Below are 23651 nucleotides of genomic sequence, written 5' to 3'. Positions count from 1 at the left end.
TCGCAACACGGTACGACAAGCTGGCAACAAACTTCGCCGCAGCAATCTTCATTGCCGCAATCATCACATGGTGGATCAATTGAGTCTCGACCCTAGCGTACGCCGCACCGCGTCGCGCCATCCCCTGAGCTTCGCAGTGCGCGTTGCGTCATCCATTTCAGGCTCGAAGCGCCGGTCGAGCGCCCAGCTGCTGGCGAATTCCTCCATGCCCGGCCACACGCCCGCCTTCGATCCGGCCAGCCACGCGGCACCGAGAGCCGTCGTCTCCAGAATGGTGGGGCGGTCGACAGGCGCGTCGAGCATGTCTGCTAGCCTTTGCATGGTCCAGTCGGAGGCCACCATGCCGCCGTCCACCCGCAAGACGGTATCGGCACCGTTCGATTTCCAGTCCTTGTGCATGGCGTCGAGCAGATCGCGGGTCTGGTAAGCAACCGATTCGAGCGCGGCCATCGCGAATTCGGCCGGGCCGGTGTTGCGGGTCAGACCATAGATCGCCCCCCGCGCCTCGGCGTCCCAGTGCGGCGCGCCGAGCCCGACAAAGGCCGGTACGAGATAGACGGACTGCGCCGGATCGGCCTGCCGCGCCAGCGGGCCCGTCTCGTCGGCGCGGCTGACGATCTTCAACCCGTCGCGCAGCCATTGCACCGCCGCTCCGGCGATGAAGATCGACCCTTCCAGCGCATAGGTCGTCCGGCCGCCAAGCCGGTAGGCGATGGTGGTCAGCAGCCGATTCTTCGAGCGTACGAGGTCGCCGCCGGTGTTGAGCAGCGCGAAACAGCCGGTGCCGTAAGTGGACTTCATCATGCCCGGCTGGAAACAAGCCTGCCCGATGGTCGCCGCCTGCTGGTCGCCGGCAACGCCGAGAATGGGAATGGCGGCTCCGAACAGCCCTTCATCGGTCACGCCGTAGTCGTCCGCGCAGTCTTTCACTTCGGGCAGGAGCGAGGACGGAATTTCGAGAATACGAAGAAGCTCTGAATCCCACTCGTTCCTCTCGATATTGTAGACAAGCGTGCGTGAGGCGTTGGTGGCATCGGTGGCATGTACCTTGCCGCCGGTAAGCCGCCAGATCAGGAAACTGTCGATGGTGCCGGCGAGCAGTTCGCCTTTCTCGGCGCGTTTCCTCGCGCCCTTCACCTTGTCCAGCATCCAGGCGATCTTGGTGCCAGAAAAATACGGATCGAGAAGCAGGCCGGTCTTGCGAGTGAATTTCGGCTCAAGCCCCTTCTTCTTCAGCTTTGCGCAGATCTGAGCGGTGCGCCGGTCCTGCCAGACGATGGCATTGTGGATCGGCTTGCCCGTTGCCTTGTCCCAGATGACGACGGTTTCGCGCTGATTGGTGATGCCGATTGCCGCGACATCGCCTGCGCGGCAGTTGCCTTTGCCGAGAGCTTCCCTGACAGTCGCGACAACCGTCTCCCAGATTTCCTCCGGATCGTGCTCGACCCAGCCGGAGGCGGGATAGTGCTGGGCAAATTCCTTCTGGCCGACACCGACGACCTGTCGTTTCCTGTCGAACAGGATTGCCCGGCTCGACGTGGTTCCCTGGTCGATGGCGAGGATGAATCCGTCCACGGCGTTCTCTCGTCGTTGATGCAAATCGGTAGCGGCATCCTTTCCGCTTTGGCGGCGAAGATGCAAGGCTGTGCGTTGGATGACTTATCGAAGATGCAGTACGGGGGCGGCTGAACCGCCCCCGTCGTATCTGCGTGAAGGATTATTCCTGCCAGCTCTTGACCAGTTCGTCGTAGTTGACGGTCTGGGGCTGCTCCTTCTCGTTCTCGATCTTGAGTTGCGGCGCGATGTTGCCCTTCGCCACAGCATCCTTGTTCCAGTATTCGAGGTCGTGCTCTTCGGCCATTTTCGGCCCGAAATCACCCTGCACGCCCGAACGCTCCAGACGCTCCATCACCTTTTCCTGCTCGGCACAGAGCGAGTCCATGGCCTCCTGAGCGGTCTTGGCGCCCGAGGAAGCATCGCCGATCGCCTGCCACCAGAGCTGGGCAAGCTTCGGATAGTCAGGAACGTTGGTGCCTGTGGGCGACCACTGCACGCGGGCCGGAGAGCGGTAGAACTCGACCAGACCGCCGAGATTCGGCGCACGCTCGGTGAAGCTTTCGTGGCGGATCGTGCTTTCGCGGATGAAGGTGAGGCCGACATGGGCCTTCTTCACGTCCACCGTCTTGGAGGTGACGAACTGCGCATAAAGCCATGCGGCCTTGGCGCGGTCGTCAGGCGTCGACTTCATGAGCGTCCACGAGCCCACGTCCTGATAGCCGAGCTTCATGCCTTCCTTCCAGTAGACGCCATGCGGCGACGGAGCGAAACGCCACTTCGGCGTGCCGTCCTCGTTCATCACCGGAAGACCTTCCTTGACCATGTCGGCGGTGAAGGCCGTGTACATGAAGATCTGCTGCGCAACCTCGCCCTGCCCCGGAACAGGCCCGGATTCGGAGAAGGTCATGCCCTGGGCGGCGGGCGGAGCGTAAGCCTTCAGCCAGTCCAGATACTTCTGGATGGCATAGACCGAGGCCGGGCCGTTTGTGTCGCCACCACGCGCCACGCACGAGCCGACCGGCCGGCTGTTTTCGTCGACCTTGATGCCCCACTCGTCAACCGGCAGGCCGTTCGGCAGACCCTTGTCGCCATTGCCGGCCATGGACAGCCAGGCGTCGGTGAAGCGCCAGCCGAGCGACGGGTCCTTCTTGCCGTAGTCCATGTGGCCATAGACCTTCTTGCCGTCGATTTCGCGGCCGGTGAAGAACTCGGCAATGTCCTCATAAGCCGACCAGTTGACCGGAACGCCAAGGTCGTAACCGTACTTCTCCTTGAAGTCGGCCTTGTTCTTCTCGTCGTTGAACCAGTCGTAGCGGAACCAGTAGACGTTCGCGAACTGCTGGTCGGGAAGCTGGTAGAGCTTCTTGTCCGGCGCGGTGGTGAATGACAGGCCGATGAAGTCTTCGAGGTCGAGGTTCGGATTGGTGACATCCTTGCCTTCGTTGGCCATGAAATCGGTCAGGTTGCGCACCTGCTGGTAACGCCAGTGCGTGCCGATCAGGTCGGAGTCGTTGACCCAGGCATCGTAGAGGTTCTGACCCGTCTGCATCTGGGTCTGGATCTTCTCGACCACATCGCCTTCCTGGATCAGGTCGTGCGTCACCTTGATTCCGGTGATGGCCGAGAATGCCGGGGCCAGCACTTCAGACTCGTAGGAGTGCGTCGTGATGGTTTCCGAGACGACCTTGATCTCCATGCCCGCGAAAGGCTTGGCGGCGTCGATGAACCACTGCATCTCGGCTTCCTGGTCGGCACGGGAGAGCGACGAGACGTCGCCGATCTCCTTGTCCAGGAATGCCTTGGCTTCGTCCATGCCCGCATAGGCGCTGCCGGCGCCAAGCAGGAGGACGAGCGCTGTCGTCGATGTTAGAAGCTGCCGTCGCATGAGTTTCCTCCACTGTTAAAAGTTATGCGTATGCCCGGAGCGGCCGCCGGCATGCGGCCGAACCAACAGTTTCTCCCCCTATGCGTAGCGAAACACCAGAATGGCGTAGACCACGGAGAGAGCGAGAGCCCACCACAGGCTGGGACCGACGAGCCCCAGCCATGCGAGATGGATGAATGCGCTGCCGAGCAGCGATATGAAGAGGCGGTCGCCGCGTGTCGTCTCGAAGCGCAGCACGCCAACACGCGGGTTTCCTCCCGGCGAGACATATTCCCACACGCTCATGCCGGCGAGCAGCAGGGCAATCACGATGAAGAAGGTGGCGGTCGGCCAGGTCCACGCCATCCAGGACAGATCGAGGTTCATGATCAGACCCTCCCCAGGGCGAAGCCCTTGGCGATGTAGTTGCGGACAAACCAGATGACGAGCGCACCGGGGATCAGCGTCAGCACGCCGGCAGCGGCGAGCAGGCCCCAGTCCATGCCCGACGCCGAGACCGTGCGGGTCATGACCGCGGCGATGGGCTTTGCATCGGTGGTGGTGAGCGTGCGCGCGATCAGCAGTTCCACCCATGAGAACATGAAGCAGAAGAAGCAGGCCACGCCGATGCCCGAGGCGATCAGGGGCATGAAGATCTTCACGAAGAAGCGCGGGAAGGAATAGCCGTCGATATAGGCGGTCTCGTCGATCTCCTTCGGCACGCCCGACATGAAGCCTTCAAGGATCCACACCGCCAGCGGCACGTTGAACAGGCAGTGTGCCAGCGCCACGGCAATGTGGGTATCGATCAGCCCGAATGCCGAATAGAGCTGGAAGAAGGGCAGCGCGAACACCGCCGGTGGCGCCATGCGATTGGTCAGCAGCCAGAAGAACAGGTGCTTGTCGCCAAGGAACCGATAGCGTGAGAAAGCATAGGCGGCCGGCAAAGCGACAGCCACCGAGATCACCATGTTTATAACGACATAGATGATCGAGTTGATGTATCCGGAATACCAGGATGCATCGGTGAATATGATGCGATAGTTCCTGAGCGTCGGCTCATGCGGATAGAGCGTCAGCGAGGAGATGATCTCGCTGTTCGTCTTGAAGCTCATGTTGATGAGCCAGTAGATCGGCAGCATCAGGAACACGATGTAAAGCGTGGGAACGACCCACCACCATTTCGATTCCTCGCCGCGGCGCCTCATCAGGCGGGCGATGGCGTCCTGCGACATGCCGGATGACGATTTTTGCGAGCCGGCCTGCGCCGCTACCGCCTGTTCAGTGCGTTCGTTGACACCAGCCATATCAGCGCTCCGCATCGTAGTTGGTCATCACGGTGTAGAACACCCAGGACAGGAGCAGCACGATCAGGAAGTAGACCAGCGACATTGCCGCAGCAGGCCCCAGATCGAACTGGCCAAGCGCCATCTTGACGAGATCGATGGACAGGAATGTCGTCGAGTTGCCGGGGCCGCCGCCGGTAACGACGAAGGGTTCCGTGTAGATCATGAAAGAGTCCATGAAGCGCAGCAGCACGGCGATGAGCAGCACGCGCTGCATCTTGGGCAACTGGATGTAGCGGAACACGGACCAGCGCGACGCGCCATCGATCTTTGCGGCCTGATAGAAGGCGTCGGGAATGGACACCAGACCGGCATAGCACAGCAGGACCACGAGGCTGGTCCAGTGCCAGACATCCATGACGATGACCGTCATCCATGCATCGAACGGATCGCGCACATAATTGTAATCGATGCCGATGGCGTTGAGCGTGTAGCCGAGCAGGCCGATATCGGTGCGGCCGAACACCTGCCAGATGGTGCCGACCACGTTCCAGGGAACGAGCAGCGGCAGGGCCATCAGAACCAGGCAGACGGGAACGCCCCATCCCTTGCGCGGCATGTTCAGCGCAATGAATATGCCGAGCGGGACCTCGATAGCGAGGATGATGAAGGAGAAGATGAGATTGCGGCCCATCGCCGCCCAGAAGCGGTCGGAGTGCAGCAGTTCCTCGAACCACTCGGTTCCGGCCCAGAAGAACTGGTTGTTGCCGAAGGTATCCTGAACCGAATAGTTCACCACCGTCATCAGCGGGATGACGGCCGAGAAGGCCACCAGAACCAGCACCGGCAGCACAAGGAACCACGCCTTGTTGTTCCAGGTCTTGTCCATATCAGCCCCCCTTCCCGCCATGGCTTGCCGGCCCGCCCTGCATCTCCACCCGCCATGAATCGGCATAGATATTGATGCCGGCAGGTTCGAAACGGATGCGCGGCTCCGCCGGAATCTCCGCATCCTCACCCACGATCGCCGCTATCGCCTGACCTTCGAGATCGGCGCGCAGCACCTTGTGGCGGCCGACATCATCGATCCGCGTGATGGAAACCGGCATGCCTTCCCTGCCCACACGCACATATTCGGGGCGGATGCCAAGCTCCACCTTGCCGCCGTTCAGGGCCGGCGCGCCGGGCAGTTCGATGCGCTGCCCGCCGATTTTCGCTGCCCTGCCCTCGATCTCGGCAGGCAGGAAGTTCATGCCCGGGGAGCCGATGAAGTAGCCGACGAAGATGTGACGCGGCTGTTCGAACAGCTCCGCCGGCGTGCCGATCTGCACGATCTGGCCGTCGTACATGACCACCACATGTTCGGCGAAGGTCAGCGCCTCGGTCTGGTCATGGGTGACATAGATCATCGTGTGGCCATAGCGCCGGTGAAGCTGCTTGAGCTGCGAGCGCAGCACCCATTTCATATGCGGGTCGATGACCGTCAGCGGCTCGTCGAACAGGATCGCATTGACGTCGGAGCGCACCAGCCCGCGGCCCAGCGAAATCTTCTGCTTCTGATCGGCTGTCAGGCCGCGCGCCTTGCGCTTCGCCCAGTCGACAAGGTCGATCATATCCAGCGTCTCGCGCACCTTGTGATTGACTTCTGCCTCCGGCACACCGCGATTGCGCAGCGGGAAGGCCAGATTGTCGTAGACGGTCATGGTGTCGTAGATGACGGGGAACTGGAAAACCTGCGCGATGTTGCGCTCCTGCGTCGACAGCCTTGTGATGTCCTTGCCGTCGAACAGAAGCTTGCCATGCGAGGGCTTCAGCAATCCGGAAATGATGTTGAGCAGCGTGGTCTTGCCGCATCCGGAAGGCCCGAGCAGCGCGTAGGCGCCGCCATCCTCGAAGCTGTGATGCACTTCGCGAAGCGCGAAATGCTCCTCCCTCGTGGCATTGGGCAGGTAAGAGTGGCGGATGTGGTCGAGATCGATGCGTGCCATGTCGCGCGCTCCTATGCCGCCTGCCGCGCAGCCGCGACGGAACGGCCGGCGGCATCGAAAACCAGGACGTGGCGGGGATCGATGAAGACCTCGATCTCCTCGTCCGGTTCGAACTGATGGATGCCATGCGCCAGCATGACCCAGCGTGCATCCGCGAAATCGAGATGGACGAAGCTCTCCGAGCCGGTGATTTCAGTAACCGACACCTTTGCGCGCACCGGAACTGAAGCGGCATCCGTCCGTTCCAGCGACAGATGGTGCGGCTGGAAGCCGATCGTGTAGTTACCATCCGCTATGGACGCGATATCGGCGGGAACGGGCAGGCTGATGCCTCCATCGAGAAGGAAGCTCTCGCCCTTCTTGACCAATACGATGGTGTTGAGGGGCGGATCGGCGAAGGTTCGCGCGGTCAACAGATCGACCGGCTTGCGGAACACTTCCACCGTCGGTCCGAATTGTGTCACTCGCCCCTGCGAAAGGGTCGCCGTGTTGCCACCCAGCAGCAGCGCCTCGTGCGGTTCCGTGGTGGCGTAGACGAAGATTGTGCCTGCCTCCGCAAAAATGCGCGGCAGCTCAAGCCGCAGTTCCTCACGCAGCTTGTAGTCCAGGTTGGCCAGCGGCTCGTCGAGGAGCACGAGGCTGGCGTTCTTGACGATGGCGCGCGCGAGCGCCGTGCGCTGCTGCTGGCCACCGGAGAGATTGAGCGGCGTGCGATCCAGATAAGGCGTAAGCTTGAGCAGTTCGGCAGCCCGTCGCACCTCGCGGTCGATCGTGGCCCTGTCCCTGCCGGCCACCCGCAGCGGCGATGCGATGTTCTCGTAGACGGTCATCGCCGGATAGTTGATGAACTGCTGGTAGACCATGGCGACGTTGCGCTTCTGCACCGGAATGCCGGTCACATCCTTGCCGTCGAACCAGACCGAGCCAGAGCTTGGCGTATCCAGGCCCGCCATCAGCCGCATCAGGCTTGTCTTGCCGGAAAGCGTTGGCCCCAGCAGCACGTTGAGCGATCCATGGACAAGTGAAAGCGACACATCATCGATGTGAGTTTCGCCTCCTACCACCTTTGAAACATTACGCAATTCAAGCATTGGACCCCTCCCGTCACTCTGCCGCGGCCGAATGCCGGCGGCCAAGGCCCTTCATGAATTCATCCAGTTCCGTAGCCTCGCCGGATGTCAGCCTGAGGCCACGCTTGGTCCTGCGCCACAATATGTCCTCGGCCGTCATCGCCCATTCGTTGGCAATCAGATAACGCACCTCCGCTTCGTACAGGTCGGCGCCAAAATGGCGGCCGAGATCGGAGACCGATCTTGCAAGGCCGAGCAGATCGCCTGCCCGCGTACCGTAGAGACGCACCAGACGGCGCGCGTGACGAAGCTCAAGGAAAGGATAAGCCTTTTTAAGCTTTTCCACCTGCGCGTCATAAGCCGTAGCCGGGAAGTCACCGCCCGGAAGCGGCGCCTTCACCGTCCATGGCCTGCCCTTTTTGCCGAGAATGTCCCCGATCTTGTCGAGCATGGCCTCCGACAGGCGCCGGTAGGTGGTGATCTTGCCGCCGAATGCGTTGACGATGGGCCCCTCACCCGGCTCCACACGCAAAACATAGTCACGCGTGGCTTCCTGCGCTTTCGATGCGCCGTCATCATAGAGCGGCCGAACCGCGGAATAGGTCCAGACGATATCCGAACGCCTTACCGGTTCCGTGAAGTATTCGCTGGCGGCGGAGCAGAGGTAATCCACCTCGTGGTCCGTGATTTTCACGCCATGCGGATCGCCGGTGTAGTCCTGATCGGTCGTGCCGATGAGGGTGAAATCTTCCTCGTAGGGAATGGCGAAGATGATGCGACCGTCGGCGTTCTGGAAGAAATAGGCGCGCGGATCGTCGAACTTTCTGGCAACGACAATATGGCTGCCCTGCACGAGCCGCACATTGTGAACGTCATTACGGCCGAGCGCCTGCGACAGCACATGATCGACCCACGGGCCGGCAGCATTGACGATCAGCCGCGCCCTGACCTCGTAATGGGTTTCGCCGGTGCGATCGTGCAGCAGGACGGTCCACACGCCATCCTCGAAACGGGCGTCCTCGAGCTCGGTGCGGGTGCGTATCTGCGCACCGCGGTCGGCGGCGTCGCGCGCATTGAGCACCACGAGACGGGCGTCGTTGACCCAGCCATCGGAATATTCGAAAGCCTTCGAGAAAATCGGCTTCAGCGGTTTTCCGGCCGGATCGGTGCGCATGTCGAGCGTGCGCGTGGGTGGCAGCAGCTTGCGTCCGCCTATGTGATCGTAAATGAACAGGCCGAGCCGCAGCATCCAGGCAGGCCGCAGGCCCCTGGCATAAGGCAGCACGAAGCGCATCGGCCAGATGATATGCGGCGCGTTGCGCCAAAGCACCTCGCGCTCCATCAGTGCCTCGCGCACCAGCCGGAACTCGTAATGCTCGAGATAACGAAGCCCGCCATGGATCAGCTTGGTGGAACCGGAGGACGTGCCGCTGGCCAGATCGTCCATCTCGGCCAGAAACACGGAATAGCCCCTTCCGGCCGCATCACGGGCGATACCGCAGCCGTTTATGCCGCCGCCGACGACAAAAATGTCATAAATCGGGGTGTGGTCCACCAGATGCCTCCCACGGTTTCGCAGCGCAGCAATTCAACCCCCGCCGCGACCGTAAGAGAATTATTTCGAACTAAATACGAATGTCAAACGAAATATGACGAAAATCCGGCACTCATCCACCGGACCTGTCAGTCTCGATCAGGCTGACATCGGATTCCGTGCAGATCCTGCGCACGGAATCGATATCGCAACGATCGGTGATGAAGGTATTGACCTGCGAGAGATGCCCGATCCGAACCGGGGCGGTGCGCTCGAACTTGGTGCGGTCCGACACGAGAATGACATGGCGGGCATTGGCAATAATAGCCTGCGCCACTTTCACCTCACGAAAATCGAAGTCGAGCAGAGCTCCGTCATGGTCGATGGCGGAAGCGCCGATCACCGCATAATCGACCTTGAACTGCCGGATGAAATCCACCGCGGCCTCGCCGACCACGCCCCCGTCCGAGCCCCGCACCACGCCGCCTGCGATCACCACCTCTATGGAAGGATATACACGCATCCTGTTGGCAACATTGATGTTATTGGTAATCACCATAAGGCCGGAATGATCGAGAAGCGCCTTGCTGACGGCCTCCGTGGTGGTGCCGATGTTGATGAACAGAGAGGCACTGTCTGGAATGAGGGCGGCGGCGGCCTTGCCGATGGCGTCCTTTTCATCAGCCGCGATCTTGCGGCGGGCCTCGTATTCCATGTTCTCGATGCCAGACGGGAACAAGGCGCCGCCGTGGACGCGGCTGAGCAGGCGCCGCTCACACAGATCGTTGAGATCCTTGCGGATGGTCTGCGGCGTCACCGCAAAATGGGCGGCAAGGTCGTCAACCAGCACCCTGCCCTTGTCTTTCGCCATTTGCAGGATCTCGGCGTGGCGTGGCGGCAGATACACATCCAGCATGCTGCTTCAGCTCCTTTTCGTTTTTTCGTTTTTAAACGAAAGCGAAATCGATGAACAGCAAAAAGGCTTACGTTACGGAGCCTGGTCCGGAAAATCCGGAAGTTGCTGGAAAGCAGCCTTCAGGGCGGCTGACCACCCGTCCGAAACGGTGCGGTAATAGGTGTCGTCCTGCCCGATGCGCTTCTTCAGGCTCACCCTGAAGCTGTCGCGCCCGTAGAAAAGCAGATCCAGCGGCAAACCGACCGAGAGGTTCGACTTCAGGGTGGAATCGAAGGAAACGAGCATGAGCTTCGCGGCTTCCGCGAAAGTCATCTGCCGGTCGTAGGCGCGGATGAGGATCGGCTTGCCGTATTTCGTTTCCCCGATCTGGAAGAACGGCGTATCCTCCGTTGCCTCGATGAAATTCCCCTCCGGATAGATCATGAAAAGGCGCGGCTCGGAGCCGCGAATCTGGCCACCCAGAATAAAGGATGCGCCGAATGCGTCGGCGTTCTGCCCGGCGGGGGCAGATCCTGCGATCACCTCCTTCACCGTATCGCCAACCAGCCTGGCGGTCTGGTACATGGACGGTGTTTCCATAACCGTGGAATGACGGTCGGGAACGGCCTTGCTGCGCTCCTCCAGCAGGCTGACAACCGCCTGCGTGGTGGCGAGGTTTCCGGCGGACATCAGCACGATGACACGTTCACCGGGCTCTTCCCATACATGCATCTTGCGAAAGCTGGAGATGGAATCCATGCCTGCATTGGTGCGCGTGTCCGACATGAACACGAGCCCGCGATCGATCTGCAATCCTACGCAATAGGTCATGGAATCTGTTCCGGCGGCATTATGAAGCGTGTCGCGATCTTCCAGATTCGCTCCTTACGCTTTAAGTTCTTGTTGTTGCGCATGTCGTTGTCCCGAAACCGGTTCCCACTTTCGGGCGACATGCTTTAGGCGGCATTACTGCTCCACTGTGATCGCAACCGCAAGCCGTTCTTCCGCCTGACCCAACCGTATGCCGGAGATGGGCATGGCATCCTGATAGTCACGTCCCACGGCAATGCGCACATAGCGCTGGTCGGGTGAAATACCGTTGGATGCATCGAATCCCACCCATCCCAGCTTCGGCACAAAGGCTTCGGCCCATGCATGGCTGGCCGTCTGCTCGACGGTCCCCTCCATCATCAGGTAGCCGCTGACGTAGCGTGCCGGGAAACCCATGGCACGGGCGGCCGAGACGAAGACATGGCTGTGATCCTGACAAACGCCGGCACCCTGGGCAAGCGCCTCCTCGGCGGTCGTATGCGTCGTGGTCGTTCCCGTCGTATAGCTGACGCGGTCGCGGATCAGCGCCATCAGGCGGTGCAGCCTGTCCAGTTCCGGACCGTCCCCGGCCATGACGGCAAGCTCCTCAACGCCTTTACCCGGCCGGGTCAGTGGCGTTTCATGGCAAAACAGCCATAAAGGAGCGAAACCGCAGCGCGTGCCGAAGACGCCCGCCGTATCGAGCGTATCGACCTCGCCGCTGACCTGAACGACGATGCGGTGCGGTGCGCCTTCCACGCTGACCAGCCTCGTTTCATTCTCGAACTGGTCCCTGAAGCAAACTTCCTCGCGCGCGCCTTCTATATCCAGCGACCATGAGTGGACGGTCTGCGTCGGTCCGCTTGCAGGTGTAAGACGCAGGCGCTGCAACGCATAGTGCAGCGGGGCGTCATATGCATATTCGGTCCGGTGAACGATCTTCAGCCTCATGCCGCACCTCAACAGAAGCTGTAGTCGGCGGCGATTTCGTCGCCCAGCCGTATGTTGTCCCGGATGAAGTCGACCAGAAATTCATGCAGGCCGGAGTCGAATATGTCCTTGATCGAGCCTGCCTTCAGCAACGACCGGGTCTTGTGCGCCGTCTCGTGGCAGGCATGGCGCTGGCCGTAATCCTCGGCCAGCAGTTCGAGATGCTCGTTGATGAAGCGGTAGCAGAAAGCGAGCGAACGCGGCATGCGACCGTTGAGGATCAGGTAATCCGCGATATTGGCCGGCCGGTAGGTGGCCTCGTAGTTCCAGCGGTAGGACCGGTGCGCCGAAACCGACCGCAGGATCGACTCCCACTGGTAATTGTCCATGGTCGAGCCCACCCATGAAATCGACGGCAGCAGCACATAATATTTGACGTCGAGAATGCGTGCGGTGTTGTCGGCGCGCTCCACATAGGTTCCGAGCTGTGAAAAATCGAAAATCTCGTTGCGCAGCATGGTTCCATAAAAAGCGCCGCGGATCAGGGCTGTCTCGCGCTTGATGCGATCCAGAACGGCCGGCAGCTCACGGTCGTCAATCGGGGCGGCAAGCATGCGCTTCAGCGCCATCCAGGCTTCGTTGATGCTTTCCCAGGTCTCGCGCGTCAGCGCCGTGCGCACCATCCGCGCATTGTTGCGGGCGGTTTCCATGGACGACATGACCGAGGAAGGATTCGAGGTGTCCCGCAGCAGGAAATCGGTAACGGTAGCGGCGCTGTACTCGGTATTTCTGTTTGCGAATGCGGCATCGGAACCGGCGCTCACAACGACCGAATGCCATTCCCCGGACGCGTCCTCGGTGCGGGTAAGCGCCATACGCAGTCCCGCATCGACAAGCCGCGCCATGTTCTCGGCCCGCTCGATATAGCGGTTCATCCAGTAGAGTCCGTTTGCAGTGCGGCCGAGGAGCATGAGGTTTACCCGCAACAAGCTGACATTGGGTGGCAAACGGGGCTCCGGCGCGGTTTCATGTCTCCTGTTCCGGCAACATGCTGCATCGGTTTCGCCATCCTTTCTTCAGTCATCCAGCACCCAGGTGTCCTTGGTGCCACCGCCCTGGGAGGAGTTGACCACCAGCGATCCTTCCTTCAGCGCCACCCGCGTCAGCCCGCCCGGCACGATACGGATGCGATCCGAGACCAGCACATAGGGCCGCAGGTCGACATGACGCGGCGCCAGCCCCTTTTCCGTCAGCACTGGGCAGGTCGAGAGCGCCAGCGTCGGCTGGGCGATATAGTTGCCGGGGTTGGCAGCGAGCTTGGCGGCGAAGGCTTCCCGTTCGGCTTTAGCGGCGGCCGGCCCCACCAGCATTCCGTATCCGCCGGAACCGTGAACCTCCTTGATGACCAGTTCGGCAATGTGCTCAAGCACATATTTCAGGCTGTCCGGTTCCGAGCAGCGCCAGGTCGGTACGTTGCCGAGGATCGCCTTGCGGCCGGTGTAGAACTCCACGATCTCCGGCATGTAGGAATAGATGGCCTTGTCGTCGGCTATGCCGGTGCCGGGTGCATTGGCGATGGTGATGTTGCCGGCCCGGTAGATGTCCATGATGCCGGCCACGCCGAGCACGGAGTCCGGCTGGAATGTCAGCGGATCGAGGAACGCGTCATCGACACGGCGATAGAGCACGTCGATCTGCTTGTAGCCCTCGGTGGTGCGCATGGCGATATGGCCGTTTACCACGCGCAGATCCTGCCCTTCGACAAGTTGCACGCCCATCTGGTCAGCCAGGAAGGCATGCTCGAAATAGGCGGAATTGTAGCTGCCGGGCGTCAGCACTGCGATGGTGGGCTCGCTGCCCGCTCCGGATGGAGCCACTTCCGCAAGCGACTGGCGCAGCAATTGCGGATAGTTCTCGACAGGGCAGACCCGGATTTTCTGGAAAAGCTCCGGGAAGAGCTGCATCATCGTCTCGCGGTTCTCCAGCATATAGGAGACGCCGGACGGAGTGCGGGCATTGTCCTCCAGCACATAAAATTCATCTTCGCCGGTGCGCACGATGTCGACACCGATGATATGCGTGTAGACGCCCGCCGGCGGCCGCACGCCGATCATTTCCGGCAGGAAGGCCGCATTTCTGGCAATCAGTTCCTTCGGAATGCGGCCCGCGCGCAGGATTTCCTGCCGGTGGTAGATGTCGTCCAGAAAAGCGTTCAGCGCCTGGACGCGCTGCTCGATGCCTTGCGTCAGGCGCCGCCATTCGCGGCCCGAGATAATGCGTGGAACGATATCGAAGGGGATGAGGCGCTCCGATGCCTCCTGCTCTCCGTAGACGGCAAAAGTGATGCCGGTCTTGCGGAACACCCGCTCGGCATCCTCCATTTTCTCCGTCAGTCTTGCAGAATCCTGTTCCCTGAGCCAGCGCTCATAGGCCGTGTAGGGCTTTCTAGGTCCGGATGATGCATCCGGAAGCATCTCATCGAATGCCGCCAAGCGCGTTCTCCCCATCGGCATCATTTGACATGACCTGCGGGGAGAAAATCAAGCGCAATCGCAACTTAGCCGGCACGAATGGGCAAAACAGGAGAGTATTGCCGGCGCACAAGGCACAACAGCAGGTTTCAGGGCAATATCTGCCGCAAAAACGGTCAGCTCAGAAAGCGCGGAAGGTCACCATCGTGAAGGTATCCTTGATACCAGGAATGATCTGCACCCGCTGATTCACGAAGTGACCAATGTCCTCGTCATCGTCGACATAGAACTTGGCGAGCAGATCGTACTGGCCGGCGGTGGAATAGATCTCGGACGCAATCTCGGCATCAGCAAGTTCGCTTGCAACCTCATAGGCTTTGCCGAGATCGCACTTGATCTGCACGAAAAACGTCTTCATCGCCTGTCCAGTCCGCATTCCGTTGTGATGATCTGTTGTCGCAGTTTGGCTGGCGGCTTGCAAGCCGGCCAGCCGGGGGCCTACAGCGCCGGGATGTCGCCTCTCGCCCAGCCTTCGGTGATTGAGGCAGCCCGATCGGCAAACTGCCCGGCTTCGATGGCGTCGCGGATGTCCTGCATCAGGCGCTGATAATAGGCAAGATTGTTCCAGGTCAGCAGCATGGCGCCCAACGCCTCCTGCGAGCGCACCAGATGGTGCAGGTAGGCCCTGGAATAATCGCGCGCCGCGGGGCAATCGCTCTCCTCATCCAGTGGACGATGATCGTCGGCATGGCGGGCATTGCGCAGATTGACCTTGCCGCGCCGCGTGTAGGCAAGACCGTGCCGCCCTGCCCGCGTCGGCATCACGCAATCGAACATGTCGATGCCGCGCGCCACCGACTTCAGTATGTCGTCCGGCGTGCCGACGCCCATCAGATAGCGCGGCTTGTCGCCTGGCAGCTCGGGACAGGTGATTTCAAGCATGTCCAGCATAACCGGCTGCGGCTCGCCCACGGCAAGCCCGCCGACCGCATAGCCTTTGAGGTCCATCACTTTCAGTGCCTGCGCGGAACGCACCCGCAAACCGGCATCGTCACCGCCCTGCACAATGCCGAACATCGCCTTGCCGGGCTGGTCGCCGAACGCCACCTTGCAGCGTTCCGCCCAGCGCAACGACAATTCCATGGCGCGCTCGATCTCGGAATGCTTCGCCGGCAGCGCCGTGCATTCGTCCAGTTGCATCTGGATGTCGGAATCGAGCAGGCCCTGAATCTCGATCGAGCGCTCCGGCGTCATTTCATAGGGCGCGCCGTCGATGTGCGAGCGGAAGGTCACGCCATTTTCCGTCAGCTTCCTCAGCTTCGACAGCGACATGACCTGAAAGCCGCCGGAATCGGTGAGGATCGGCCATGGCCAGCGCGCCAGCTCATGCAGGCCGCCCAGCCGCGCCACCCGCTCCGCACCCGGCCGCAGCATGAGGTGATAGGTATTGCCAAGGATGATGTCGGCGCCCGTGCCGCGCACCTGATCCATATACATGGCCTTGACGGTGCCGCCAGTGCCGACGGGCATGAATGCCGGGGTGCGCACCGTGCCACGCGGCATGGAGACTTCGCCGCGCCGCGCACCGCCATCGGTGGCGATCAGCCGGAAGGAAAAACTCGTGGTCATGTCATCTGCCTGAACAGGAGGCTGGCGTCGCCGTAGGAATAGAACCGGTAGCCCGTCGAAATCGCGTGCGCATAGGCTGCCCGCATCGTATCCAGCCCCGAAAAGGCGGAAACCAGCATGAACAGCGTGGAGCGCGGCAGGTGGAAATTGGTCATCAGCATGTCCGCCGTCCTGAAACGGTAACCGGGGGTGATGAAGATGTCCGTGGCTCCGGACCATTCCTTCACGGTGCCGTCTTCCGCCGCAGCGCTTTCCAGCAGGCGCAGCGAGGTCGTGCCGACCGCAACGATGCGCCCGCCCCGCGCCCGCGCCGCATTCAGCGCAGTGGCCGTTTCCGCCGATACGGAGCCGCTTTCGGCATGCATCCTGTGCTCGTCCGTGTCATCGGTCTTCACGGGCAGGAAAGTGCCGGCACCGACGTGCAGGGTCACGAAACGGCGCTCGACACCCTTTTCATCCAGCGCGGCGAACAATTCAGGCGTGAAATGCAGGCCCGCCGTGGGCGCGGCCACCGCGCCCTCCTCGCGCGCATAGATGGTCTGGTAATCGCAGCGGTCGCGCTCGTCGTCGCTCCGCTTCGAGGCGATGTAGGGTGGCAGCGGAATATGGCCGACGCTGTGCAGCGCCTCGTCCAGAAACGGCCCGGAAACGTCGAAGCCCAGCAGCACCTCACCACCCTCGCGCTTTTCCAGCACGGTTGCGTCGAGCTGGCCGAGGAAACAGGAGTTTCCGTCATGGCCGAAATGGATGCGGTCGCCCTCGGCGATGCGCTTGCCGGGACGCACAAAGGCCAGCCAGCGGTCGGGACCGACGCGCATATGCAACGTCGCGTCGACCTGTGCGACGGCTTCTGCGCGCCGGCGCATTCCTTTAAGCTGCGCCGGTATGACCTTGGTATCGTTGAAGACAAGCACATCGCCTGCCCGAAGCAAGGACGGCAGATCGCGCACGGTCAGATCTTCGGGCGGTGCACCGGGCAGAATCTTCAACAGCCGTGCGCTGTCGCGCGGCTCGGCGGGGCGCAAGGCGATGCGCTCGTCAGGCAACTCGAAATCGAACAGATCGACACGCATCAGAGATAGCGCACCATCACGGCGCCGACGATCAGCAGGCAGGCACCGCCGAGACGACCGAGGGAAATCTCACGCACCGCGATGCCCATGAATCCGATACGATCGATAATCATGCCTGCAATGAGCTGCCCGGTGATCAAGAAGGCTATCAGCGCCGCAGCGCCAATGCGCGGAATGAGGAGGATATTGGTGGTGACATAGACGGCACCAAGCACGCCGCCGGCTACGAACAGCCAGGGCTCCGGCTCGCGCCAGCCAATGGAAACGCCCTGAAAGCGGGTGACAATGAAGGTGACCACGCCCAGAACGATGGCCCCCGAAAGGAAGGAGATGGCGGCGGCGGCCAGCGGGGAGCCGAGGCTCCGCGCCAGATCGGCATTGATAGGCGCCTGAATGGCGACGAAAGCGCCAGCCATGACGCCGAGCAACGCCCAGAAAATACCCGCCACCGCTCTTATCCTTCAGCTTCAGGCGGCGACGTCCGCCGCCACCTTCATCGATACGATCTTGTCGGGGTTCTGCACCGGCTCGCCGCGCTTGATCTTGTCGACATTGTCCATGCCTTCGATGACCTGACCCCAGACCGTGTACTGGCGGTTCAGGAACGAGGCGTCCTCGAAGCAGATGAAGAACTGCGAGTTTGCGGAATTGGGGTTCTGGGCGCGGGCCATGGAACAGGTGCCGCGACCATGGTTGACGTTCGAGAACTCGGCCTTGAGATCCGGCTTGTCGGAGCCGCCCATGCCTGCGCGGCCCGGATTGAAGTCCTTTGAATCGGTCTTGCCGAACTTCACGTCGCCGGTCTGCGCCATGAAGCCTTCGATGACGCGGTGGAAGACGACGCCGTCATAGGCCCCTTCGCGCGCCAGTTCCTTGATGCGGTTGACGTGCCCCGGAGCCAGGTCGGGCAAGAGTTCGATCACCACCTGCCCTTGCGTGGTTTCCATGATGAGCGCGTTTTCACGGTCCTTGATCTCGGCCATGTCAAAAATCCTTTCCTGGAAATGATCAGTTGTCGGCGGCGATGCGCGCCTTGACGATGCGGTCGGGGTCGGCCACCGAGCCATTCTGCGCGGCGGAGCCCTTCTTGATGTTATCCACCTTGTCCATGCCGCTCTCGACCTTGCCGATCACGGTGTAGCTGCCGTTCAGCGACGAAGCCGGCGCGAACATGATGAAGAACTGCGAATTGGCGGAATTCGGATCCTGCGCGCGGGCCATGCCGACGATGCCGCGCTCGAACTTCTCGTTCGAGAACTCGGCCGGCAGATCCGGCAGGTCCGAACCGCCGGTGCCGACGGCACGCGGATTGAACCCGTCTTCCATGTCGCCATATTGCACGTCGCCGGTCTGCGCCATGAAACCGTCGATCACGCGATGGAAGGCGACGTTGTCATAGGCACCGTCGCGCACCAGCTTCCTGATCTGCTCGACATGCTTCGGCGCAAGATCGGGGCGCAGCGCAATGGTCACGTCGCCGTCCTTGAGGGTGAGGACCAGCGTATCCTCCGGTTCGGCGGCAAAGGCCGGCGACGCGGCAGCGGCAAGACCGCCGACCACGATGGCTAAGGCCGCGAGCTTCTTGAGCATCATTGGGTGTCTCCAGCTATTTCGCGAATTTGGCGGTCAGCGGTTCCACGACCGCAGCCGGCACGAACGGCTCGATATTGCCGCCCATGGAAGCGATCTGGCGCACGAGTGTGGCGGTAATGGTTCGTACCGACGGGCTCGCCGGGAGGAAGATCGTCTGCAATTCCGGCGCCATGACCTCGTTCATGCCCGCCATCTGCATTTCGTAATCCAGGTCGGTGCCATCACGAAGGCCCCGAATCATGATGGAGGCGCCGTGCTTGCGCGCCGCATCCACGACAAGTCCGTCGAATGCAACCACCGCCAGACGCTTCGCATCGGGACCGAACTCCTGCGCGGCCACGGTCTCGATCAGGCCAACGCGCTCCTCGAAAGAGAACAGAGGCTTCTTGCCGGGGTGAATGCCAATGGCGGCGTAAATCCGGTCGGCGATGGCGAGCGACGCCTTCAGCACGTCCAGGTGTCCGTTGGTGAGCGGGTCGAACGACCCTGCGTAGATGGCGATGCGTTCGGTCATGGCATTCGCTTCTAGAGACAGCCGAGGCCAAACGCAACGCATTGGCCTGGCCAAAGAGGTTTCCGGCAGATGAACGCAGGATGAACGGAAGTGTCGGAAGCCATTCAAGCCGAATCGACGACCTTGCCCGGCAACAGGATGAAACCAAAGCCGCACCCGTGCGTTACAATCGCAGGAGATACGCTCATGATCATCTATATGCTTGCCGCCGCCATGACCATCGCCATGCTGATCGCCACGGTTTTCGGATTGCATCAGGAAGCCGAGCGCAGCCGTTCCCCTCGCCGCAACCGTGGCTTTCCCCTGCGCTCGCGCAATCCCTACCAGATGTAGGGGAGCAGATTGAGCCGCAGCGGATTACTCCACCTGCGGCCCGCCCTCTGCGCCGGACACGGGAGCCTCGGCACTCTCGCCCTCCCCGTCGCCATTGTCCTCGTCGGAACCCGGCTCCGAAATGCGCTCGACCGACACCACCTTTTCGCCTTCGGCCGTGTTGAAGATGGTAACGCCCTTGGTGGCGCGGCTGGCGAAACGGATTCCGTGCACCGGCACGCGGATGACCGTTCCGCCATCGGACACCAGCATGATCTGATCTTCGTTGCCGACCGGGAACGCCGCCACCAGCGGGCCGATTTCATCGACCTTGGAGACATCGGTGGCGCGGATACCCTTGCCGCCACGATTGGTCAGCCGGAAGTCGTAGGATGACGAGCGCTTGCCGTAGCCGAATTCGGTGACCGTCAGCACGAATTGTTCGTGCATCTTCAGGAATTCGTAGCGTTCCTCGGAAAGCTGGGCATCCTCGCCAACATCCTCATTGGTGAGCGCGATTTCCTCCTCGTCGCCATTGCCGGACAACATGCGCCGCTCGGCGGTCGAACGCTTCAGATAGGCAGCGCGCTCCGACGCATCGGCATCGACATGCTCGAGAATGGTCATGGAGATGGCGCGGTCGCCTTGAGCCATCGATATGCCGCGCACGCCGACCGAGTTGCGGCCGGCGAACACCCGCACGTCCGAAACGGAGAAGCGGATGCATTGGCCCGACGCCACCGTGAGCAGCACGTCGTCGTTTTCAGTGCAGGTCTCGACGCCGAGGATCTCGTCGCCCTCGTCGAGCTTCATGGCGATCTTGCCGTTGCGGTTGACCTGAACGAAATCCGACAGCTTGTTGCGGCGAACCGTGCCGCGCGTGGTCGCGAACATCACGTCCAGTTCGCCCCAGCTTGCCTCGTCCTCGGGCAGCGGCATGATGGTGGTGATGCGCTCGCCCTGCTGCAGGGGCAGCATGTTGATGAGCGCCTTGCCGCGCGACTGCGGGCTGCCCACCGGCAGGCGCCACACCTTCTCCTTGTAGACGATGCCGCGGGAGGAGAAGAACAGCACCGGCGTGTGGGTGTTGGCCACGAACAGCCGGGTGACGAAATCCTCGTCCTTGGTCGACATGCCCGAGCGGCCCTTGCCGCCCCGACGCTGCGCCCGGTAGAGCGACAGCGGCACGCGCTTGATGTAGCCGGAATGGCTGACGGTGACGACCATGTCCTCACGCTGGATCAGATCCTCGTCGTCCATGTCCGCGCCGCCATCGGCAAGCTCGGTGCGACGCGGCGTGCCGAACTCGTCGCGCACCGCAGCCAGTTCGTCCTTGACGATCTGCTGGATGCGCGCGCGGGACGACAGGATGTCCAGATAGTCGCGGATCTCCTCGCCGATGGTGTTCAGCTCGTCGCCGATCTCGTCGCGGCCGAGCGCGGTCAGGCGCTGAAGGCGCAGTTCGAGGATGGCGCGCGCCTGCTCCTCGGAAAGGTTGTAGGTGCCGTCATCGTTGATGCGGTGGCGCGGATCGTCGATCAGGCGGATCAGCGATTCCACATCGGCTGCCGGCCAGCGGCGCTCCATCAACTGCTCGCGCGCCGTCTGCGGATCGGGCGCGGTGCGGATCAACCGGATCACTTCGTCGATGTTGGCCACCGCGATCGCCAGACCGACCAGCACATGCGCACGCTCACGCGCCTTGCGCAGCAGATATTTGGTGCGCCGGCTGATGACTTCCTCGCGGAAGGTCACGAAAGCCTTCAGCATGTCGATGAGGGTCAGCACTTCCGGCTTGCCGCCGTTCAGCGCCACCACATTGGCGCCGAACGAGGTTTGCAGCGGCGTGTAGCGGTAGAGCTGGTTGAGGATCACTTCGGCATTGGCGTCACGCTTCAGCTCGATGACGACACGGTAGCCCTGCCGGTCGCTTTCGTCGCGAATGTCGGAGATGCCCTCGATGCGCTTGTCGCGCACCAGCTCGGCCATCTTCTCGATCATCGAGGCCTTGTTCACCTGGAAGGGAACCTCGGTGATGACGATGGCCTCGCGGTCGCCGCGGATCGGCTCGATATCGACCTTGCCGCGCATGACGATGGAGCCGCGCCCGGTCGAGTAGGCATTATAGATGCCCGAACGGCCGAGAACGATGCCGCCGGTCGGGAAATCCGGACCGGGAATGATCTCCATCAGGTCGGTCAGTTCGATGGCGGGATTGTCGATGATGGCAATGGCGCCGTTGCACACCTCGGCAAGATTGTGCGGCGGGATGTTGGTCGCCATGCCGACCGCGATACCGCCGGAACCGTTGACCAGAAGGTTCGGGAACCGCGCCGGGATGACACGCGGCTCCGCTCCCGAGGCGTCATATGTGTCCTGGAAATCGACCGTATCCTTGTCGATGTCCTCCAGAAGTTCATGCGCGACCTTGGCGAGGCGCGCCTCGGTGTAGCGCATCGCCGCCGGCGGATCGCCGTCGATAGAGCCGAAATTGCCCTGTCCGTCGATGAGCGGAACGCGCATCGACCAGTCCTGAGCCATGCGCACCAAAGCGTCATAGATCGAGGCGTCGCCATGCGGGTGGTATTTACCCATCACGTCGGCAACGGGACGGGCCGACTTCACATATTTGCGGTTCCAGTGGTAGCCGCTCTCATGCGAGGCGTAAAGAATGCGCCGGTGGACAGGTTTGAGGCCGTCGCGAACGTCAGGCAGGGCGCGGCTGACGATCACGCTCATGGCGTAATCGAGATAGGAGCGCTGCATCTCCTCGACGATGGAAATCGGTTCGATGCCGTTCGGATCGCCGTCGGCACCGCTCGGTGTTTTGTGGTCGGTCAAATCAGGTCACACGTGTTGGGAATCATTCCCGTCTTATATAGGAACGGGGCCGGATTCTCCAACATCGAACGATCTTTTCCAGAACTGATTTTCGACGTTATTTCAAATGGATATGCGATTTTTGGGGAAATCGTCACGACAGCCGCGGACCAGTTGGGTGCCATCTGCCCGAATAAGCCTGCCCGGCAACTGGCGCCAGCGACTGCATTCCGGTAGCCTGAAATAACAGGGGACATATCCAGATGCCAAATTTCGACAGTCTTTTCAATGCGTTCGTCACCCTTCTCGTGACGATCGACCCGCCTGGACTGGCGCCCATCTTTCTGGCGGTAACGCGCAACATGAACCGCGCCGAGCGCAAGCAGGTCTCCATCCGCGCAAGCGTGATCGGCTTTGTGCTGCTCGCCGTTTTCGCGGTGGCGGGTGCGGCGATTCTTTCCGTGTTCGGCATCACGCTGGCAGCCTTCCGCGTTGCAGGCGGGTTTCTGCTGTTTTTCATCGCCTTCGAGATGATTTTCGAGAAGCGGAACGATCGCAAGGAGAAAATTTCGGATGTCGCCATCACCCGCGACCACATTCACAACATCGCAGCCTTCCCGCTTGCCATTCCGCTGATCGCAGGCCCCGGCGCCATTTCCGCCACCGTTCTGCTGTCCGGCTCGTTCCGGGGCTTTACCGGTCAGGCAGCGCTTGTCGGCATAATCTTCGTATGTCTGGCCGTCACCTATCTGGTGTTCCTGCTTGCCGAGCGCATCGACCGCATTCTGGGCGAGACCGGCCGCTCCATTCTCACCCGCCTGCTCGGCGTGATCCTCGCGGCGCTCGCCGTGCAATTCGTCGCCGATGGCGTGAAGGCACTCATCGCCGGCTGACGCAACCTGCCACAACGGCAGGTGCGTGAACGCAGCAAAGAAGTGAATTTTTAACCCTCATTGCGGAGTTTCTGCCGAAGTCAGCACGTCTGGAGAAACGATATGAGCAGGATTTTGATCATTTCCCTGGCCGCTCTGTCGCTGTCCGCCTGCGGTTCCTCGCAGGCGATGAGGACGGCCAGCGGCGCTGCCATCGGAGCCGGATCGGGCGCGCTTGCCGGCGCGGCGGTAGGTGGAACCGGCGGCGCGGTGGTCGGCGGCCTTGGAGGGGCAGCGCTCGGAGCCGTGATCGGTTCGAGCCACTAGAGCATTTTGCAGCCAAATGGAAACATTTGGCGTCGCACAAATGCACTATAAACAAATAGTTAGGTCATTTCATCGATTCGGAGAAACGATGAAATGATCTAGGCAT

At 61.5% G+C, this 23651-nt stretch carries 24 protein-coding genes; 3 read left to right on the top strand and 21 right to left on the bottom strand.

The features are described 5' to 3' along the window. Positions 1 to 75 precede the first annotated feature (75 nt). From glpK to coaD, 20 genes are all read right to left on the bottom strand, one after another. Entirely contained in the window at positions 76 to 1575 is a 1500-nt protein-coding gene (glpK, locus tag DES43_RS10515; protein ID WP_035032422.1) for a glycerol kinase GlpK, read from the bottom strand. 142 nt (positions 1576 to 1717) lie between these two features. Next, the gene (locus DES43_RS10510) at positions 1718 to 3442 is read right to left on the bottom strand and encodes an ABC transporter substrate-binding protein (RefSeq protein ID WP_035032419.1); all 1725 of its coding nucleotides are present in this window, start codon (positions 3440 to 3442) and stop codon (positions 1718 to 1720) included. A 78-nt stretch (positions 3443 to 3520) separates the two neighbouring features. After that, positions 3521 to 3808, bottom strand: a complete 288-nt coding sequence (locus DES43_RS10505; RefSeq protein ID WP_035032416.1) for a DUF2160 domain-containing protein — start codon at positions 3806 to 3808, stop codon at positions 3521 to 3523. 2 nt (positions 3809 to 3810) lie between these two features. Further along, on the bottom strand, positions 3811 to 4728 hold the full coding sequence (locus DES43_RS10500; protein WP_063608044.1) for a carbohydrate ABC transporter permease: 918 nt from the start codon (positions 4726 to 4728) through the stop codon (positions 3811 to 3813). Position 4729: 1 nt separating this feature from the next. Then, positions 4730 to 5596, bottom strand: a complete 867-nt coding sequence (locus DES43_RS10495) for a carbohydrate ABC transporter permease (RefSeq protein ID WP_035032413.1) — start codon at positions 5594 to 5596, stop codon at positions 4730 to 4732. Between the two features lies 1 nt (position 5597). Continuing rightward, a complete protein-coding gene (locus tag DES43_RS10490) occupies positions 5598 to 6695 on the bottom strand; it encodes an ABC transporter ATP-binding protein (RefSeq protein WP_035032410.1) in 1098 nt (365 codons plus the stop codon). An 11-nt stretch (positions 6696 to 6706) separates the two neighbouring features. Next, positions 6707 to 7786 (bottom strand): ABC transporter ATP-binding protein, encoded by a 1080-nt coding sequence (locus DES43_RS10485; protein ID WP_035032407.1) that lies wholly within the window; start codon positions 7784 to 7786, stop codon positions 6707 to 6709. 13 nt (positions 7787 to 7799) lie between these two features. Further along, positions 7800 to 9320, bottom strand: a complete 1521-nt coding sequence (gene glpD, locus DES43_RS10480; protein WP_035032404.1) for a glycerol-3-phosphate dehydrogenase — start codon at positions 9318 to 9320, stop codon at positions 7800 to 7802. 112 nt (positions 9321 to 9432) lie between these two features. Continuing rightward, entirely contained in the window at positions 9433 to 10206 is a 774-nt protein-coding gene (locus DES43_RS10475) for a DeoR/GlpR family DNA-binding transcription regulator (RefSeq protein ID WP_035032437.1), read from the bottom strand. 81 nt (positions 10207 to 10287) lie between these two features. Continuing rightward, positions 10288 to 11025: a proteasome-type protease gene (locus tag DES43_RS10470; RefSeq protein ID WP_035032401.1), complete on the bottom strand. Its 738-nt coding sequence runs from the start codon at positions 11023 to 11025 to the stop codon at positions 10288 to 10290. Between the two features lie 135 nt (positions 11026 to 11160). Next, positions 11161 to 11955 carry a transglutaminase family protein gene (locus tag DES43_RS10465; protein WP_035032398.1) on the bottom strand — a complete coding sequence of 265 codons (795 nt, stop codon included), beginning with the start codon at positions 11953 to 11955 and terminating at the stop codon, positions 11161 to 11163. 8 nt (positions 11956 to 11963) lie between these two features. Next, entirely contained in the window at positions 11964 to 12905 is a 942-nt protein-coding gene (locus DES43_RS10460) for an alpha-E domain-containing protein (protein ID WP_035032395.1), read from the bottom strand. Positions 12906 to 13010: 105 nt separating this feature from the next. Then, positions 13011 to 14426, bottom strand: a complete 1416-nt coding sequence (locus tag DES43_RS10455; protein ID WP_035032392.1) for a circularly permuted type 2 ATP-grasp protein — start codon at positions 14424 to 14426, stop codon at positions 13011 to 13013. A 160-nt stretch (positions 14427 to 14586) separates the two neighbouring features. After that, the gene (locus DES43_RS10450) at positions 14587 to 14823 is read right to left on the bottom strand and encodes an Lrp/AsnC ligand binding domain-containing protein (RefSeq protein WP_035032390.1); all 237 of its coding nucleotides are present in this window, start codon (positions 14821 to 14823) and stop codon (positions 14587 to 14589) included. Positions 14824 to 14903: 80 nt separating this feature from the next. Continuing rightward, positions 14904 to 16034, bottom strand: coding sequence for a tRNA guanosine(34) transglycosylase Tgt (gene tgt / locus DES43_RS10445; protein ID WP_035032387.1), 1131 nt, complete (start codon positions 16032 to 16034; stop codon positions 14904 to 14906). Beyond that, positions 16031 to 17107 carry a tRNA preQ1(34) S-adenosylmethionine ribosyltransferase-isomerase QueA gene (queA, locus tag DES43_RS10440; protein WP_035032384.1) on the bottom strand — a complete coding sequence of 359 codons (1077 nt, stop codon included), beginning with the start codon at positions 17105 to 17107 and terminating at the stop codon, positions 16031 to 16033. The genes tgt and queA overlap by 4 nt, the downstream gene beginning before the upstream one ends. Further along, positions 17107 to 17556, bottom strand: a complete 450-nt coding sequence (locus DES43_RS10435; RefSeq protein WP_084496637.1) for a DMT family transporter — start codon at positions 17554 to 17556, stop codon at positions 17107 to 17109. Before DES43_RS10435 ends, queA begins: the two co-directional genes overlap by 1 nt. An 18-nt stretch (positions 17557 to 17574) precedes the next feature. Next, entirely contained in the window at positions 17575 to 18090 is a 516-nt protein-coding gene (locus tag DES43_RS10430; RefSeq protein ID WP_035032381.1) for a peptidylprolyl isomerase, read from the bottom strand. 25 nt (positions 18091 to 18115) lie between these two features. Then, positions 18116 to 18700 carry a peptidylprolyl isomerase gene (locus DES43_RS10425; protein WP_035032376.1) on the bottom strand — a complete coding sequence of 195 codons (585 nt, stop codon included), beginning with the start codon at positions 18698 to 18700 and terminating at the stop codon, positions 18116 to 18118. A gap of 13 nt (positions 18701 to 18713) precedes the next feature. Further along, the gene (gene coaD / locus DES43_RS10420) at positions 18714 to 19214 is read right to left on the bottom strand and encodes a pantetheine-phosphate adenylyltransferase (RefSeq protein WP_035032374.1); all 501 of its coding nucleotides are present in this window, start codon (positions 19212 to 19214) and stop codon (positions 18714 to 18716) included. Positions 19215 to 19400: 186 nt separating this feature from the next. Here coaD and DES43_RS22370 point away from each other — a divergent pair, with 186 nt between their 5' ends. Next, complete coding sequence (locus DES43_RS22370; protein ID WP_166647727.1) at positions 19401 to 19547, top strand: hypothetical protein; 147 nt, start codon at positions 19401 to 19403, stop codon at positions 19545 to 19547. A 24-nt stretch (positions 19548 to 19571) separates the two neighbouring features. Here the strand turns inward: DES43_RS22370 and gyrA are convergent, their stop codons facing one another. After that, on the bottom strand, positions 19572 to 22367 hold the full coding sequence (gyrA, locus tag DES43_RS10415; RefSeq protein ID WP_035032369.1) for a DNA gyrase subunit A: 2796 nt from the start codon (positions 22365 to 22367) through the stop codon (positions 19572 to 19574). A 242-nt stretch (positions 22368 to 22609) separates the two neighbouring features. On the opposite strand from gyrA, the gene DES43_RS10410 reads away from it, so the two are divergent. Both DES43_RS10410 and DES43_RS10405 read left to right on the top strand, forming a co-directional pair. Continuing rightward, positions 22610 to 23239 (top strand): MarC family protein, encoded by a 630-nt coding sequence (locus DES43_RS10410; RefSeq protein WP_035032367.1) that lies wholly within the window; start codon positions 22610 to 22612, stop codon positions 23237 to 23239. Positions 23240 to 23341: 102 nt separating this feature from the next. Further along, positions 23342 to 23545 carry a hypothetical protein gene (locus tag DES43_RS10405; RefSeq protein WP_035032366.1) on the top strand — a complete coding sequence of 68 codons (204 nt, stop codon included), beginning with the start codon at positions 23342 to 23344 and terminating at the stop codon, positions 23543 to 23545. Positions 23546 to 23651 lie beyond the last annotated feature (106 nt).

It is taken from the genome of Aquamicrobium defluvii (genome assembly GCF_004363725.1).
Lineage (GTDB): Bacteria > Pseudomonadota > Alphaproteobacteria > Rhizobiales > Rhizobiaceae > Mesorhizobium > Mesorhizobium defluvii.
This window is presented reverse-complemented; position numbering and strand designations above follow the sequence as displayed.